Genomic DNA, 16,527 nt, shown 5'->3' on the forward strand with positions numbered 1-16,527 from the left:
CCATAATCAACATTTTTATGCAAACAATTCCCGTGTTATCAGCTTAGAAGAGGGATAATTGATTCTTCTCTGGCAGTGATTCTAGGCAGCCGTGATTATCCAAGTACTCTATGATCGTCTTGGAAACTCGTCCTCTTTGCTGAAGGTCCTCTTTTGATAAGAACTCCCCATCTTTCCTTGCATTTACAATATTGATGGCGGCATTGGTCCCAAGTCCGGGAATGGAGTTAAATGGTGGAATCAATGTTTCTCCATCGATTTCGAATTCGGCAGCCTGTGAACGATACAAATCTACTTTTTGGAACTTATAGCCCCGTTCACACATTTCCAACGCCAACTCAAGAACGGTTAATGTGTTCTTTTCTTTAGGAGATGCATCCAGGCCTTTGCTATTGATTTCCTCTATCTTGGCTCTAACAGCCTGTGAACCTCTCACCATCGCTTCAATATCAAAATCCTCCGCACGAACGGTGAAGTAAGCTGCATAATACAGGAGAGCATGATGCACTTTAAAGTATGCAATACGAACAGCCATTAATACATAAGCTGCCGCATGGGCTTTCGGGAACATGTACTTGATCTTCAGGCACGAATCGATATACCAGTCTGGTACACCGTTCTTCTTCATTTCTTCCACCCATTCATCCTGCAGGCCTTTTCCTTTTCGTACGAATTCCATGATTTTAAAGGCAAGGGAAGGCTCCAGTCCCTGATAGATCAGATATACCATAATATCATCACGGCATCCGATAACCTCGCTCAGATTACAAATATTGTTATGGATGAGTTCTTGTGCATTCCCAAGCCATACATCCGTACCATGTGATAATCCGGAAATCTGTACGAGTTCAGAGAATGTTGTCGGCTTTGTATCCTCAAGCATCTGGCGGACGAACCTTGTACCGAATTCCGGTATACCAAGAGTACCTGTCTTACACATGATTTGCTCTTCAGTCACTCCAAGAGATTCAGTGCCGCTGAATATCTTCATCACTTCAGGATCGTCTGTCGGAATGGTCTTAGGATCGATCCCTGATAAGTCCTGAAGCATGCGAATGACTGTTGGGTCATCGTGTCCAAGTATATCAAGCTTTAACAGATTATCATGTATGGAATGGAAATCAAAGTGTGTGGTTCTCCACTCTGAGCTCGAATCGTCAGCAGGGAATTGTATTGGTGAGAAATCATATATGTCCATATAATCAGGCACTACGATAATTCCTCCAGGATGTTGACCGGTTGTTCTCTTCACACCGGTACACCCACTGACCAAGCGATCGATTTCGGCACCGCGGATTTGCAGCTGATGATCGTTTGCATATCCCTTTACATACCCATATGCGGTCTTTTCTGCAACAGTACCAATTGTTCCTGCCCTATATACGTTATCCTCTCCAAATAACACCTTTGTATAGTTGTGGGCATTCGGCTGATATTCCCCCGAGAAGTTCAAATCGATATCAGGAACCTTGTCCCCTTTGAATCCGAGGAAGGTTTCGAACGGGATATCATGACCATCTTTTTTATAAGGAACTCCACACTCTGGACAATCCTTATTTGGTAAATCGAAGCCCGATCCAACAGAACCATCATCAAAGAACTCTGACTTTTTGCATGACGGACATACATAATGTGGAGGCAAAGGATTCACTTCCGTGATTTCAGTCATCGTCGCCACAAATGAAGAACCTACAGATCCACGAGAACCGACCAGGTAACCGTCATCCAGTGATTTCTTTACTAATTTATGCGAGATTAAGTAGATGACCGCGAAACCATGCCCGATGATGCTCTTTAATTCTTTTTCGATTCTGGCTTCAACGATTTCAGGAAGTTCTTCGCCATATATACTCCTGGCCATGGCATAACTCATCCGGCGCATCTCTTCGTCTGCACCTTCGATTTTAGGTGTATAAAGATCATCCCGGATCGGTTTAATCACATCTACCATATCGGCAATCTTATTGGAATTATCCACAACGATTTCTTTAGCGGTCTCTTTCCCTAAGAAGGAAAATGAATCCTGCATTTCATTCGTTGTTCTGAAATGGACATCAGGAAGTTCATGTCGATTTAAGGGATTGGCTCCTCCTTGAGAACCCACAAGAATCTTCCGATATATCTTGTCCGTTTCATTAAGATAATGAACGTTTCCTGTAGCCACCACGGGCTTATCTAATTTCTTACCGAGTTCAACGATATTTTGAATGATATCTTCTAGGTTCTTCTGACTTTGAACGAGGTCTAATTCGATTAAATGCTGGTATACCTCTTTAGGATGAACCTCCAGGTAATCGTAGAATTGAGCTGTTTCTTCAACTTCTTCTTTCCCTTTTTGCATCATTCCTTCGAATACTTCCCCTTTATCACATCCAGAACCTACCAAAATTCCTTTCCGATATTTTTGTAATTGAGACCGCGGAATCCTTGGAACCCTGTAGAAATAATTCATATGGGAAATGGATACAAGCTTATATAGATTCTTCAATCCCTCTTCCGTCTGTGCGATCAATGTACAGTGATAGGGTCTTGAACGCTTGTATGAATCACCTTTACCCATGTAATCATTGAACTGATTATGATTGGTGATACCTTTCTCTACGGCATCCTTCAACATTTTCAGCAGCAGATACCCTGTTGTTTCAGCATCATAAATGGCGCGGTGATGCTGGGTTAATTCAATATCAAACTTCTTGGCTAATGTATTTAGCCTGTGGTTCTTAAATTGAGGATATAAAAGCCTTCCAAGCTCCAATGTATCGATGACAGGATTGGTTGACTTAGGAAGACCTGCTTTTTGATACCCTGCATTCAAGAACCCCATATCAAAGGAAGCATTATGGGCGACTAAAATATCGTCACCTACCCATTTATAATAATCGTGAAGAACATCGTTTATTTCAGGAGCCGTTTGAACCATGTCATCTGTAATCCCAGTCAACTCGATCGTCGTTGCGGACAAAGGATGATGAGGGTTGGCAAATGACTCGAATTTATCAATGACTTCCCCATCCCTGATTTTTACCGCTGCCAGTTCAATGATGGTATCGTAAACGGCGGAAAGACCAGTCGTTTCTACGTCAAACACGATAAACGTGCTATCTTCCAGAGGAAGGTCCCTATCATTATAAGCAATCGGAACCCCGTCATCGACAAGGTTGGCTTCCACACCATAAAGCATTTTAATATCATTTTTCCTGCTTGCATTGTAAGCTTCCGGGAAAGATTGAGCAACAGCATGATCTGTTATCGCAACCGCTTTATGTCCCCATTTCTTCGCTTGTGCCACAAGGCTTGCCACTGAAGAAACGGCATCCATTTGACTCATCGGGGTATGCATATGAAGCTCTACCCTTTTTTCATCAGCAGGGGCCGTATCCAGTCTAAGAACCGGTTTGATTTCATTTACATCATTCGCAATCATCACAAGATCACGTACAAATGTATCGTTTTGTATGCTTCCGCGGCATCGGACCCACATGCCTTTTTTCATATTATTCATAACCGCGGCGTCCTCTTTATCCCGGGAGAACATTTTGACCAGAATCGAACTAGAATAATCGGTCACTTTAAATGTAAGAAGGGTACGTCCGCTTCTGAGTTCCCTAGTCTCACAATCAAATACATATCCTTCGATGGCGATACGACGCTCTTCATCGTAAATTTCTTCAATCTTACGGAAGTCAGCATCGTCTTTGATTGTAAGACCAAGCATAAATGGACCGCTCGGAGCATCACTTGCATCCTCTTTTTCCGCTTTCTCCATTTCAATAAGAGCTTGTTTCGCCCTTTCTTGATCTTCTTTGAGTTTCTCTTCTAAGAATTTCTCATATTCATTGCTTTGTTCCTCAACCTGACTAACCTCTGCATCCAACACCAGTTTAGGAAACCCAAAGTTCTCGAATGTGGATGTGATCATTTCTCCGTATTTTCTCTTTAGTTGAGTGGCTTCAGTATCATTTGAAGCCTGAACAATGATTTTATTTCCATTGATTTTCGGCTTTTGTGTATTTAATAACTTTAATAACGGCGGAGAAATTCCTTGTATTTCTTTCACACAGTCCTGCCAGTAATCTAATATATGCTGATCTGTCACATTAGGATTGAGTACTTTGATCGTAAACCCGACGTTTGCAATGTGTTTAAAGGATGTTTGCAATGCAATAGAAAATTTACTCCAAACGTTACAAGGGATAATTTCTTCAAAGTTGAAGTAAAAATGCCATTTCTTTTCCTTTCGATATACTGCCAATTTTTCAATTTCAGCATGTTGAAAATACTGCACAAAGGCGTCCTCTGTTAAGCCTAACTGTTGCAGTAGCAATTGAAACCTTTCTCTTTTGCCCAGGGGCTTTCCTTCCATATCCGTTTCCCCCCATTTCTATTCGTGAACGATATGATTACAGAGTAAAAGGGCTGACAGCAAAAGGATTGCCTCCTTTAAAGTCGAGCCCTTCCACAATTAAGAAAGTGTCTTGAACAGTTCATTCAGCTTGGAAGGAAGTTCATCTTTATGAATCTCCAACACTTCGCCTGTTTTTCTTACCTTTACTTCTACGATCCCTTCCCCTGCTTTCTTTCCAACCGTTATCCGGACAGGAAGACCAATCAGGTCAGAGTCTGCAAATTTAACTCCAGGGCGTTCAGCTCGATCATCCATTAATACGTCATATCTATTTCCTTTAAGAGCAGTATATAATTCGTTCGAGAGTGATGCTTGTGCTTCATCTTTCATGTTAATCGGTATTAAATGAAGATCATATGGAGATAGATTCGTCGGCCAAACAAGTCCTCTATCGTCATTGAATTGTTCCGCTACCGCAGCAAGGGTACGGGAAACCCCGATACCATAACACCCCATGATGGTGGATTGAGAACGGCCGTTTTCATCCAGGAACGAACTGCCTAAAGCTTCAGAGTATTTTGTTCCCAGTTTAAAGACATGGCCTACTTCAATACCTTTTGCGAAGACAATTGTCCCATTCCCATCAGGTGAAGCATCCCCCTCCTGGATAAAACGGAGATCGGCATATTCTGATACCGAAAAATCTCGCTCAGGGTTTACATTCTTGAAGTGGAATCCAGGCTCATTGGCCCCTGATACACCGTTGCGAACGTATTTCACCGCTGTGTCCGCTACGATCTTTAAGTTTAATGAACATGGTCCGATCGAACCAATCTCGCACCCAATGACTTCTTTCGTTTCTTCCGCTGACGCCAATTCCACCACATCAGCATTAAAGAGATTCTTCACTTTAATATCGTTGATTTCGTGATCACCACGAGATAATACCAATACATACTCTTCATCTATTTTAAATAAAAGTGATTTTATGCATTGATTTTTTTCCACTGATAAGAATGTGGATACTTCATCGATTGTTTTGATTTCAGGCGTTGATACTTTTTCCACTGACAACATCTCTTCAGTTGATTCGGAGTAGGTATCGTTGACTTCAGCCATTTCAATATTTGCAGCATAATCAGATGAATCTGAATAGGCGATTGTGTCTTCACCGACATCCGATAACACCATGAATTCATGTGTATCTTTACCACCCATTGCACCAGAATCAGCGATGACCGCCCTGAAGTTCAAGCCGCATCTATTGAAAATATTTGAATATGCCTGGAATAAAGTATCATACGTGGTGTCCAGGCTTTCATATGATGAATGGAAAGAGTAAGCATCTTTCATGATGAATTCTCTTCCTCTTAAGAGTCCAAAACGCGGACGTTTTTCATCACGATACTTAGTTTGAATCTGATACATGGTGAGAGGCAGACGCTTGTACGATTTTATTTCATCCCTCACAAGGCTGGTTATAACTTCCTCATGAGTGGCACCAAGAGCGAATTCGCGATCATGACGATCATTCATTCGCATTAATTCTGGTCCATATGTTCCCCAACGACCTGATTCTTTCCAAAGCTCCGATGGTTGTAGTGCAGGCATGAGTAACTCCACAGCACCGGCTGCATCCAGCTCTTCACGGATGATTTCTTCTACTTTTTTCAACACTTTATTTCCAAGTGGCAAGAAGCTGTAAATACCACTTGCATTTTGTCTAATGAATCCTGCACGCAAGAGAAGCTGATGACTCTTAATTTCTGCATCAGCAGGTGTTTCCCTCAGTGTCGGAATGAATGTATTTTGTTGCTTCATCTTTTAGCACCTCAGTTACCATATAAATTATTTATGTAATATTGGACTTTCCTTCACACTATTTTAACTTAAATGAACAGGCAGTGACACCCTCATTTTTTTGATTATTAAGGGAGAAACTGCCTGTTTTGATTTCATACCATTCATTTTATAAGAAAAATCTTTGTATATCATTCCATGTCACGACGAGCATGAGAACCATGAGAAGGGCAAAGCCGACAAAGTGTACCATTCCTTCCATTTGACGGTCCACTGGTTTCCCCCTTATAGCTTCGACTGCAAAGAATAGGAGTCTCCCTCCATCCAGTGCCGGGATCGGTAGTAGATTCATGATTCCCAGGTTGATACTAAGGATGGCTGCCCATCTCATTAAGTAGAATATTCCCGATTTCGCCACTACATCTGTTGACTGATAGATACCAACAGGTCCTGATAAGGCATCGATAGAAAATTCACCCGAAACTAATTTACCAAGAAGGACAAAAATCATTTTAGTCCATTCATAGGTTTGCTGAGCACTGTTTGTCACTACTTTAAGTGGTGATTTTTCCACTGGGCTATGAACACCGATGATTCCGATCTCTTTCCCTTCGATTTCCTGTGGTTTTGGCGTGACGGCAATCTCGGTATTTGAACCATCGCGGTCAACATTGAATCGGAGTTCATCGCCCGGATGTTTCTGAATGATCGTTACGATATCATCCCAAGTGGAAATCTCTTTGCCGTCAATGCTTAGGACAACATCATCCTTCTGAAGCCCTGCCTCTTTCGCAGCACCATCTGATGTTAACTCCCCAAGTACAGGATCGTTTGTAGGAACACCCTGTAGTAAGCCTACAAGGATAAAGATAAAGAAGGCAAGAATGAAATTAAATAGTGGGCCCGCAAAGATGGCAAGTGCCCGCTGTGGAAGTGTCTTGGATGCGAATTGTCGATCCCATGGTGCTATTTGCGTCTCAACACCATCCTCAATGAAAACAGCATCTCTTGATATTTTGAAGGTTTTCAGTTCTTCTTCGTCTTCCTCATATCCACGGATGTGCAGTCTATGTTCCAAATCCGCTTCTTCCACTTCTAAAACACGGATATTCGGAAAGCGGTCTTTGTTATTCAAGACAATTTTAACGATCTTTTCATCTTGGTCCAGTACAAGCCCCACACGATGGCCAGCCTTGAGCTCTACCATTTCCGGATCTTCACCTGCCATCCTTACAAAGCCCCCAAGAGGCAGTAAACGGATGGTATAGGTTGTTTCATCTTTCTTATAAGAAAAAACCTTTGGACCAAATCCTATGGCAAATTCACGGCAGAGTATCCCTGCACGTTTAGCAAAAATCAAATGCCCCAATTCATGAAAAAATACTAAAGCCCCAAAGATAACAATAAAGGCAATTACCGTTTGCAAATAAAAAACCACCTTTTTTATAACCTGTTGGTAACAGATTTAAATGTTAAGTATAGACCCACTGAAACATGTCCACTATCATTCTACGTTACAAACAAAGTAAACATGCGCAGATACTTACCTACAACCAGCTTGAAACGAGTAGACGGGTCTCCCGATCAATTTCATGTATCGTTTCAAGGTCGGGTTTATGTATTACCTGGTGAGCATTCAAAGCCTTTTCAATATAGGTTTCAATGTCCAGGAATGAAATCTTATTATTCAGGAACATCGCTACGCTTGCCTCATTTGCAGCATTTAAAACCGTTGTCATGCTCCCCCCGATCCGACCTGCATCATAAGCAAAAGCCAGACAGCGGAAACGATTCAGATCCATTTTTTCAAAATGAAGCTTTCCTATTTCAGTAAGATCCAGCCTTTTCCCCTGTCTTTGAAGTCTGTCAGGATACGTCAGTGCATACTGAATCGGCACGCGCATATCAGGTGTGCCCAATTGAGCCATTACAGATGAGTCATGGAATTGGATCATTGAATGGATGATGCTTTCTCTATGCTGGACAACGTCGATTTGGTCGTAAGGGATATCAAATAACCAATGAGCTTCAATGACTTCCAACCCTTTATTCATCATGGAAGCAGAATCGATGGTGATTTTCGCTCCCATTGACCAGTTTGGATGATTCAATGCTTCATGTACACTGACACCTTTCAATTCTTCCCTCGTCCGATCCCTGAAGCTTCCACCAGATGCCGTAATGACCAATTTCTCAATATTTTTTTCTTTTTCTCCTTGAAGTGCCTGGAAGATGGCAGAATGTTCACTATCCACCGGCAGCAATGTCGTCCCTTTGCCCCTTGCCGCTTCCATCACAAGGTGACCCGCGGTTACCAGGGTTTCCTTATTGGCAATTGCAATCGTCTTTCCTGCCTCAATGGCTTGAAGTGTAGGGTATAACCCCACACTCCCAAGGACTGCATTAACCAGAACATCGGCATCCTGGTGGCATGCCACTTCCACCAATCCTTCTTCCCCATGTAGGATCGTAACGGATGAAGGGAATTCCCCGCATAATGTTTCAGCGTCTTCTTTCTGCTGGACAGAAACAAGTTTGGGGCTGAATTCCATGATAATCTTCCTGGCTTCTTCTATATTTTTGCCAACAGAAATGGCAGTCAGTTTGAATTCTTCAGGATGCTCCCGAATGACATCTAGGGTCTGTATTCCAATCGACCCCGTAGCACCCATTAAACTGATATTCTTCAACTAGTACACTCCTCCCGATTGAAACCCTCCACTTTATAACAGAAAGTGAAGAAGGGGTAATACAAACAGTAAACTATCGAATCGATCCAACATTCCTCCGTGCCCTGGAAGTAAATGTCCTGAATCTTTCACTTTGTAATGTCTCTTTAATGCAGATTCAACCAAATCCCCTACCTGTCCAAAAACAGAGAGGATAGCGGTCACAATCACTAGCTTAGGGATCGACATATCAAGATCGGTAAAGAACGTCATGACGACGCCGACTATGACAGCACAAACTATGCCTCCCACAAAGCCTTCAATGGTCTTATTCGGACTAATTTCTGGCCACAGCTTCTTCTTCCCCATTGCCCTGCCGATGAAATAAGCCCCGGAATCTGTCGCCCAAATGATGAATAATGCATAAAACACAAATTGAACGCCTTCAAGTCGGATTTCCATGAAGTAATAGAAGCCGATCCCTACATATAGAACACTTAATAGCGCATACGCTACATCATCGAAATTAAAACGATTCTTGGTGGCCACTGTATACGTTAAAAATAATAACACGGCAAGAAATGCCAATTCAATCTTAGAGTAACCGAAATCTGATATGATCCCAATCGTTTCCGTCGGTATGAGGAACACCCACAATAGAGCGAGCGATAATAATCCAGGAATGGTAAAAATCCATTGCCCCCTCATCTTTAACGCCTCATATAAACTGATGGAAGCGATCAGATACATTAAAATGATAAACGGTGTTTCACCAAAAATGATAATCGGTAAAAATATTGCTGCTGCTACCACTGCTGTAATAATTCTTTGTTTCATTAGGATTCCTCGCTTTGTAACCCACCAAATCTTCTTGAACGACCTTGATATGCTTCGATGGCTTCAATTAATTGTTCTTTACCGAAATCCGGCCATAGTACATCTGTAAAAAAGAACTCAGTATAGGCCAACTGCCAAAGCATAAAGTTACTTAAGCGGATCTCTCCACTCGTTCGAATAAGCAGGTCTGGATCTTTTAAGTCTCTTGTCATTAAATAGTTTGAAAAGACTTCCTCATTTAATTCTCTTTCATCTAGTATTCCATTCTGTATATCATTTAAGACATGTTTCATGGAATCAATGATTTCTGACCGGCTTCCATAATTCAAGGCGAAATTCAGGATTAGCCCATCATTATGCTGTGTTGCTTCTATTGCCTTTGTAACCGCTGCCTTCGTATGATTTGGCAAAGCCTCCGGCGAGCCCATCATTTTCACTTGTACATTTTCTTCAACCAATTCAGGAAGGAACGTTCCTAAGAATTCTTCCGGCAATTTCATCAGAAACTCAACTTCCATTTTAGGGCGTTTCCAGTTCTCTGTTGAAAAAGCATATAACGTTAAGGCTTCTAGTCCCAGTTCATTTGCCAATTTGGTGATCCTCCGAACACACTTCATCCCTTCATGGTGTCCGGCAACCCTCGGCAAAGCCCTTTTTTTGGCCCAACGTCCATTACCATCCATAATGATTGCTATATGACCCGGAATCGGGTGTTTCAGTAGTTCTTGGAATCGATCATCTACTTCCTCGGAAGTTTGTTGTCTTTTCCATTGCTTAAGCTTGTTTAGCATAAAAAAATCCTCCACCAACAATCCAAAAAATATTTGACCTTATTATCATATCAAAAAACAAGGAAGATATCTTTAAGAAAATAGATTATGTATATACCTATACGTTTTTGAACTTAGTGGCTTGGCTGTTCACCTTAACAAACACCGGTGATAGAGGTGATAAAGGCTCTTTAATTCAGCCATAAGTAATTGGTTAACAAACGAAAAACAAAGGGACCTCCCCATAAGGAATATAAGTTCACTTATAGGTCAGCCCCTTAGGATTCGATTATGAAAGATTATACTTCGAGCATTTCTTGTTCTTTATCTTTTGCAATATTATCAATCTTGACAATACTTTCGTCGGTTGCTTTTTGAACATCATCTGAGTAGCCACGAAGATCATCTTCTGTAATGTCCCCGTTTTTCTCTTTTTTCTTCAATTCATCATTCGCATCACGTCGGATATTTCGGATAGCCACTTTGGCATCTTCAGCTTCTTTTTTCACAAGCTTCACAAGTTCTTTACGGCGCTCCTCTGTTAATGCAGGAACCACGATTCGGATGATGTTTCCATCACTTGTCGGTGTGATGCCAAGATCCGATTTCAGGATTGCCTTTTCAATATCACCTAGTGCTGATTTGTCGTAAGGCTGGATGACAAGCATACGCGCCTCTGGAATCGAGATTCCAGCTAATTGATTGACCGGTGTAGGTGCACCATAGTAATCAACTGAGATCTTATCAAGAAGAGAAGCATTTGCTCTTCCTGCGCGGATACTTGCTAACTCACGTGAAAATGTTTGAATGGCTTTGGTCATTCTCTCTTTTGCATTTGTTATGATCGTGTTTGGCATTATGATTTCCCCCTAACGATTGTACCAATATTTTCCCCAGTAATGGCTCTCTTAATATTCCCATCCTCCATAATAGAGAATACAATAAGTGGAATATCATTGTCCATACATAGGGAAGAAGCTGTTGAATCCATGACAGCTAAACCTTCTTTCAGAACATCTAAATAGGAAAGTTCTTCATATTTAACAGCCGTTTCGTCCTTCTTAGGATCTGCTGAGTATACACCATCTACGTTGTTCTTAGCCATTAGGATCACTTCTGCTTCGATTTCCGCCGCTCGAAGTGCTGCCGTTGTGTCAGTAGAGAAGTATGGATTTCCAGTACCTGCCGCAAAAATGACAACACGTTTCTTCTCTAAGTGACGGATGGCTCTGCGTCTGATATATGGTTCTGCGACCTGACGCATATCAATGGAAGTTTGAACTCTTGTTTCGATCCCCAGTTGTTCAAGGCTGTCCTGAAGAGCTAAAGAGTTCATAACGGTAGCGAGCATCCCCATATAGTCTGCAGATGCACGATCCATTCCCATTTCACTGCCTATTTTACCACGCCAGATATTACCTCCGCCAACGACAACCGCCACTTCCACATCAAGTTCAGCGATTTCTTTTACTTCTTCTGCTACATTTTTAATGACAGAAGGATTAATACCGAAGCCATCATCACCTGCTAATGCTTCTCCACTAAGTTTTAGAACGACACGTTTGTATTTTGGAACGCTCATGGGAACCTCCATAAAATAGAATTTTTCTTGAAAAATAGGGAACACGCTAGGTGTTCCCTACTAAATAATGTTCAACTTAAGCTGATCTTATTTGTTTACTTGATTCATTACTTCTTCAGCGAAGTTTTCTTGACGCTTCTCAAGACCTTCCCCTACTTCGTAACGAGTGAAATCAGTTAAAGTCGCTTTATTTGCTTCAAGGTATTGACGTACCTTTTGATCTGGATTCTTAACGAATGTTTGATCCAGGATGCAGATGTCCTCGAAGTATTTTCCAAGACGGCCTTCTACCATTTTTTCAACGATATTTTCAGGCTTGCCTTCGTTTAACGCTTGTTGCTTAAGCACTTCACGCTCACGTTCTACTTCTTCAGCAGAAACCTGGTCGCGAGAAACATACTTAGGATTTAATGCTGCAGCGTGCATCGCAACATCTTTCGCTACACTTGCATCAGTAGTGCCTTCTACCACTGTAAGAACAGCGATACGGCCACCCATGTGCAGGTATTCACCGAATGCAGCGTTATCGCCTTTAGTACGGATTTCAAAACGACGTAATGTGATTTTTTCTCCGATTTTTGCGATTGCAGCGTTGATGAATTCAGATACAGTTGAACCATTTGCCATTTTTTGCTCAAGTGCTTCTTCAACAGAAGCAGGTTTGTTTGCAAGAAGATGATCAGATAGTTCTTTTACAAGATTTTGGAAGTTTTCGTTTTTCGCAACGAAATCTGTTTCTGCATTCACTTCAAGGATGATGGCAGTGTTGCCTTCGCTCGCAATGTAAGTAGTACCTTCAGCTGCGATACGGTCCGCTTTCTTAGCTGCTTTTGCAATCCCTTTTTCACGTAGGAAATCAATTGCTTTGTCCATGTCTCCATCAGTTTCTGTTAACGCTTTTTTACAATCCATCATTCCAGCGCCAGTTTTTTCACGAAGTTCTTTAACCATTTGTGCAGTAATTGCCATAGTGGGTTTCCTCCTTAGTTTAACTATGTAGACATCAGTGACCAATTGGTATGAGTCATTAAATCTGCTGACTCTGTATCAGAGGGAAGCAGATGTGAAAATTCTTTAAAAAAAGGTGATAAGGGTAAGTCCTCTTATCACCTTTCATTCATTACTCAGCTGCTACAGCTGCTTCTTCACCTTGCTTAGCTTCTAGAATAGCGTCAGCCATTTTACCAGTAAGAAGCTTAACCGCACGGATTGCATCATCATTCGCAGGAATGACAACATCAATTTCATCCGGATCACAGTTTGTATCAACGATACCCACGATTGGGATATGAAGTTTACGAGCTTCTGCCACTGCGATACGCTCTTTACGAGGATCGATGATGAATAATGCATCAGGTAGCGTGTTCATATCTTTGATTCCGCCTAGGAATTTAACTAAGCGCTCATGTTCTTTTTTAAGTTGTACTACTTCTTTCTTAGGAAGTACTTCAAACGTACCGTCTTCTTCCATTTTTTCAATTTCTTTAAGACGTGAAATACGCTTTTGGATTGTTTCGAAGTTTGTAAGCGTTCCACCTAACCAACGTTGGTTGATGTAGTACATACCTGCACGTTCTGCTTCTTCTTTAACAGATTCTTGTGCTTGCTTCTTTGTTCCAACGAAAAGAACTTTACCGCCGTTACCAGCTAATTCTTTCACGAAGTTATAAGCTTCTTCAACCTTTTTAACTGTTTTTTGAAGGTCGATGATGTAGATGCCGTTACGCTCAGTGAAGATGTATCTCTTCATCTTTGGATTCCAACGGCGAGTTTGGTGTCCGAAATGTACACCAGCTTCTAGCAATTGTTTCATAGAAATTACTGACATGTGTGTTTCCTCCTAAATGGTTTTGTTTTTCTCCTCCGTCTCCGTCATCTGGAAAGTAGAAACTATTCTAAAGAATAGCACCATCTACCCCAATCGAGAAACGTGTGTAATCACACCATGAATACTATAGCACACCTGTTCACGCCAATCAAGGACTTCCTACATAATTTGACGAAATTTCAACAGAAGCTCGATTTCTGTCTGACCTTTTCCAACAGCCTTTGCTATTTCCTCTAGTGACATTCCCTTTTTCTTCATTGTAATGACCTTTTGAATAAGCGGGTCCTGTCCCGGTATCTCATGTATCTCATGCATCTCGGCCGTTTGGTCGATTGGTTTCGTTTCAGTTTGTTTAGACTGAAGATAAGCCTTCGAAGCACGTTTATAACCAGCCCCAGTCCACTTCGTATGATTAAGGTCAGGAGAAGTGGATTCTTGATTATTCTCTTCAGGATGAATTCCTCTTCCGCTATTGCGTACTTCGTTCCTAAAGCTTTGAATGAATTCATCATTTTCTTCCTTCATTTCAACCATATAGGACGATATAATATCTTCTATTTCAGCGATCGTTCTCTTCTGATCTTTTTCCACGTTATGATAGCGATTTTGTCTTGAATATAATAGGACGATTGAAAGCAGTGAAACGATATTGAGGAGAAAGGATAAAAAAAGTAGAAACGTAACCATATCATCACCTTGCTTTTTTTGAATTTATATTACGAACCTAGGAGATTTCGTAATTTGAATATTGATTTTGAATGAATTTGCGAAATTCTGGATGTTGATAATTTCATGACTTCTCCAATCTCAGTCAGAGTAAGTTCTTCCTTATAGAATAAGCTTAACACAAGCTGTTCTTTCTCAGAAAGGGTCTGGATTGTTTGCTCTAATTCGTTCAGTTTTTCACCTTTCAACACTTCTTCTTCAGGAGAAATCGTTTTGTGATCTTTAATCGAGTAGTTTTGAGATTCGTGATCGTCATCAGTTAATTGTTCATCCATGGAAAGGACATTGGCAAAGAAATGCTCATTTGTGGTTCGGTAGACTTCATCCGGTGTCATTTCTAAGGAAGCAGCTACTTCTTCGGCGGTCACGTGGCGTAAAAGCGTTTGTTCCAGTTCCACAGTCTTCGCTTCGATTTTCTTGGCCCGGTCCCTTGTTGAACGAGGAAGCCAATCCTCTTTTCTAAGCCCGTCAAGAATCGCCCCTCTGACCCTGAACGAAGCATATGTATCAAACTTTAAATCTCTAGTAGGGTCAAACTTCTGAAGAGCATCCAGTAATCCCATCAACCCAAGACTCTTTATATCTTCTCTCGAGACGTTCCTTGGCAGCCCAACGGAAATTCGCTGAACATGATATGAGACCAGGGGCATGTACTTCCTCACTAACATGTCCCCGGATTCGGTATCACGACTGTTAATCCATTTCTCCCAATATTTTTGTTCATCTGTTCGAGTGGGTTGTTGAGACATAAGAATCCTCCTTGCTAACTATTTTCTTACAGTGAAACATATGACTTCCCTATTGTTTGACTAAAAGGTCGCATTTCTTCATAATTCCTTTGTCCCTTCATTCACCGTCCGGACCTGAAGGATCCCCGTGGAGGTGAAGAATTCGATGGTTCTCCCTTTGTTCCCTCCTAAGTCCTGTGCTATTATCGGGACGTTATGCTTTGAGAGAGCTTCTTTAACAGCTTCTGCATTTCTAGGGCCGATCCTCATTACGTCACTCTTGGATTGAAATTGAAACATCTGTGCACCGCCTGCCATTTTACACTGTAGTCTATTCATGTTCGCTCCCCTGTTCCTTAACTTTCGAATGAGCTCCTCAACTCCAGTATCGGCATACTTAGCAAGATTCGGTTTCTGTTCTTTCCCCAAAGAGGAATCGGGAAGCATGACATGAACCATGCCGGCAAGGCCGATGCGCTCATCATACAAGACGACTCCGATGCATGAACCCAGCCCAGATGTACGGATCGAACTTCCGCTTTCAGCAATATCCATATCTGCAATTCCTACTTTTACTACGGTGCTGCTAATCATCATAGCTTTAATCCCAAAGATTGGAATATGGTGTCAAATGAATCAGGATCAGGAAGCAGGAAAAAATGTCCCTTCACACTTTCAGACTCGTCAACTTCCTCCTCTTTCAGGGCCGTATCTATAACAATTGCATAATCGCTCACCTGGGATATTTCCAATAGTCCAAAACCGATGACAGCACCTACCATATCCACAGACAACGCAGGTACAGATGGAAATAGCTTCAGGTTTGTAAAATCAGACAACGAGGATAAATATGAGCCCGAAAGGATATTACCGAGTTCGTGCATGGCGGATAACCCTAATTCTGAATATGGAGGATCACTAAAGGAAAAAGAACGATCGTGTATCATTGTTCTGATATACATAGAAGCCTGTTCAAGAGGCAACAAAAAAAACATACTACCCGGTGCTTCGCCCTCAATTCTTAAAAATACGCTTACGACTACATTGTCAGGTCCTCCAGCCATTTCCATCATTTCATCAAATGATACGACTTTAACGCTGGGTACTTTCATATCAATTTTTTTATCAAGAAGGGTGGAAAGGGCCGTCGCTGCATGACCAGCCCCAATATTTCCAATTTCCTTCAATACATCCAAGTGCATCGACGTTATTTTTTTTTCATACCCCAATGTGATCCCTCCT

At 41.6% G+C, this 16,527-nt stretch carries 14 protein-coding genes; all 14 read right to left on the minus strand.

All coding sequences use genetic code 11. The features are described from left to right. Positions 1 to 43: 43 nt before the first annotated feature. The 14 genes from LCL96_RS09295 to LCL96_RS09360 all read right to left on the minus strand — a co-directional run bounded on the left by LCL96_RS09295 (position 44) and on the right by LCL96_RS09360 (position 16,487). Positions 44 to 4,363 (minus strand): PolC-type DNA polymerase III, encoded by a 4,320-nt coding sequence (locus LCL96_RS09295; protein WP_224941102.1) that lies wholly within the window; start codon positions 4,361 to 4,363, stop codon positions 44 to 46. A 99-nt stretch (positions 4,364 to 4,462) separates the two neighbouring features. Beyond that, positions 4,463 to 6,166 carry a proline--tRNA ligase gene (locus LCL96_RS09300; protein ID WP_224941103.1) on the minus strand — a complete coding sequence of 568 codons (1,704 nt, stop codon included), beginning with the start codon at positions 6,164 to 6,166 and terminating at the stop codon, positions 4,463 to 4,465. A 148-nt stretch (positions 6,167 to 6,314) separates the two neighbouring features. Continuing rightward, entirely contained in the window at positions 6,315 to 7,571 is a 1,257-nt protein-coding gene (gene rseP / locus LCL96_RS09305) for an RIP metalloprotease RseP (RefSeq protein WP_224941104.1), read from the minus strand. Between the two features lie 121 nt (positions 7,572 to 7,692). Next, positions 7,693 to 8,835 carry a 1-deoxy-D-xylulose-5-phosphate reductoisomerase gene (gene dxr, locus LCL96_RS09310; protein WP_224941105.1) on the minus strand — a complete coding sequence of 381 codons (1,143 nt, stop codon included), beginning with the start codon at positions 8,833 to 8,835 and terminating at the stop codon, positions 7,693 to 7,695. A gap of 33 nt (positions 8,836 to 8,868) precedes the next feature. Next, positions 8,869 to 9,651: a phosphatidate cytidylyltransferase gene (locus LCL96_RS09315; RefSeq protein ID WP_224941106.1), complete on the minus strand. Its 783-nt coding sequence runs from the start codon at positions 9,649 to 9,651 to the stop codon at positions 8,869 to 8,871. After that, positions 9,651 to 10,442 carry an isoprenyl transferase gene (locus LCL96_RS09320; protein ID WP_224941107.1) on the minus strand — a complete coding sequence of 264 codons (792 nt, stop codon included), beginning with the start codon at positions 10,440 to 10,442 and terminating at the stop codon, positions 9,651 to 9,653. The genes LCL96_RS09315 and LCL96_RS09320 overlap by 1 nt, the downstream gene beginning before the upstream one ends. 278 nt (positions 10,443 to 10,720) lie before the next feature. Continuing rightward, positions 10,721 to 11,278: a ribosome recycling factor gene (gene frr, locus LCL96_RS09325; protein WP_098440752.1), complete on the minus strand. Its 558-nt coding sequence runs from the start codon at positions 11,276 to 11,278 to the stop codon at positions 10,721 to 10,723. Next, on the minus strand, positions 11,278 to 12,003 hold the full coding sequence (gene pyrH, locus LCL96_RS09330) for a UMP kinase (RefSeq protein WP_044337374.1): 726 nt from the start codon (positions 12,001 to 12,003) through the stop codon (positions 11,278 to 11,280). The genes frr and pyrH overlap by 1 nt, the downstream gene beginning before the upstream one ends. A gap of 87 nt (positions 12,004 to 12,090) precedes the next feature. Then, the gene (gene tsf, locus LCL96_RS09335) at positions 12,091 to 12,972 is read right to left on the minus strand and encodes a translation elongation factor Ts (protein WP_224941108.1); all 882 of its coding nucleotides are present in this window, start codon (positions 12,970 to 12,972) and stop codon (positions 12,091 to 12,093) included. 151 nt (positions 12,973 to 13,123) lie between these two features. Then, positions 13,124 to 13,831, minus strand: coding sequence for a 30S ribosomal protein S2 (rpsB, locus tag LCL96_RS09340; RefSeq protein ID WP_044337376.1), 708 nt, complete (start codon positions 13,829 to 13,831; stop codon positions 13,124 to 13,126). 159 nt (positions 13,832 to 13,990) lie between these two features. Next, positions 13,991 to 14,518 (minus strand): hypothetical protein, encoded by a 528-nt coding sequence (locus LCL96_RS09345; protein WP_224941109.1) that lies wholly within the window; start codon positions 14,516 to 14,518, stop codon positions 13,991 to 13,993. A 29-nt stretch (positions 14,519 to 14,547) separates the two neighbouring features. Beyond that, positions 14,548 to 15,306 carry a FliA/WhiG family RNA polymerase sigma factor gene (locus tag LCL96_RS09350; protein ID WP_224941110.1) on the minus strand — a complete coding sequence of 253 codons (759 nt, stop codon included), beginning with the start codon at positions 15,304 to 15,306 and terminating at the stop codon, positions 14,548 to 14,550. A 78-nt stretch (positions 15,307 to 15,384) separates the two neighbouring features. Beyond that, a complete protein-coding gene (locus LCL96_RS09355) occupies positions 15,385 to 15,882 on the minus strand; it encodes a chemotaxis protein CheD (RefSeq protein WP_263628075.1) in 498 nt (165 codons plus the stop codon). Continuing rightward, complete coding sequence (locus tag LCL96_RS09360) at positions 15,879 to 16,487, minus strand: chemotaxis protein CheC (protein WP_412103565.1); 609 nt, start codon at positions 16,485 to 16,487, stop codon at positions 15,879 to 15,881. Before LCL96_RS09360 ends, LCL96_RS09355 begins: the two co-directional genes overlap by 4 nt. Positions 16,488 to 16,527: the final 40 nt, after the last annotated feature.

The organism is Rossellomorea aquimaris (assembly GCF_020172085.1).
Taxonomy (GTDB): Bacteria; Bacillota; Bacilli; order Bacillales; family Bacillaceae_B; genus Rossellomorea; species Rossellomorea aquimaris_E.

Bases quoted from the DNA above. Each gene is read 5' to 3' on its own strand.
- LCL96_RS09295 (WP_224941102.1), bottom strand. From the start codon at position 4,363: ATGGAAGGAAAGCCCCTGGGCAAAAGAGAAAGGTTTCAATTGCTACTG.
- LCL96_RS09300 (WP_224941103.1), bottom strand. From the start codon at position 6,166: ATGAAGCAACAAAATACATTCATTCCGACACTGAGGGAAACACCTGCT.
- LCL96_RS09315 (WP_224941106.1), bottom strand. From the start codon at position 9,651: ATGAAACAAAGAATTATTACAGCAGTGGTAGCAGCAGCAATATTTTTA.
- LCL96_RS09320 (WP_224941107.1), bottom strand. From the start codon at position 10,442: ATGCTAAACAAGCTTAAGCAATGGAAAAGACAACAAACTTCCGAGGAA.
- frr (WP_098440752.1), bottom strand. From the start codon at position 11,278: ATGCCAAACACGATCATAACAAATGCAAAAGAGAGAATGACCAAAGCC.
- pyrH (WP_044337374.1), bottom strand. From the start codon at position 12,003: ATGAGCGTTCCAAAATACAAACGTGTCGTTCTAAAACTTAGTGGAGAA.
- tsf (WP_224941108.1), bottom strand. From the start codon at position 12,972: ATGGCAATTACTGCACAAATGGTTAAAGAACTTCGTGAAAAAACTGGC.
- rpsB (WP_044337376.1), bottom strand. From the start codon at position 13,831: ATGTCAGTAATTTCTATGAAACAATTGCTAGAAGCTGGTGTACATTTC.
- LCL96_RS09345 (WP_224941109.1), bottom strand. From the start codon at position 14,518: ATGGTTACGTTTCTACTTTTTTTATCCTTTCTCCTCAATATCGTTTCA.
- LCL96_RS09350 (WP_224941110.1), bottom strand. From the start codon at position 15,306: ATGTCTCAACAACCCACTCGAACAGATGAACAAAAATATTGGGAGAAA.
- LCL96_RS09355 (WP_263628075.1), bottom strand. From the start codon at position 15,882: ATGATGATTAGCAGCACCGTAGTAAAAGTAGGAATTGCAGATATGGAT.
- LCL96_RS09360 (WP_412103565.1), bottom strand. From the start codon at position 16,487: ATGCACTTGGATGTATTGAAGGAAATTGGAAATATTGGGGCTGGTCAT.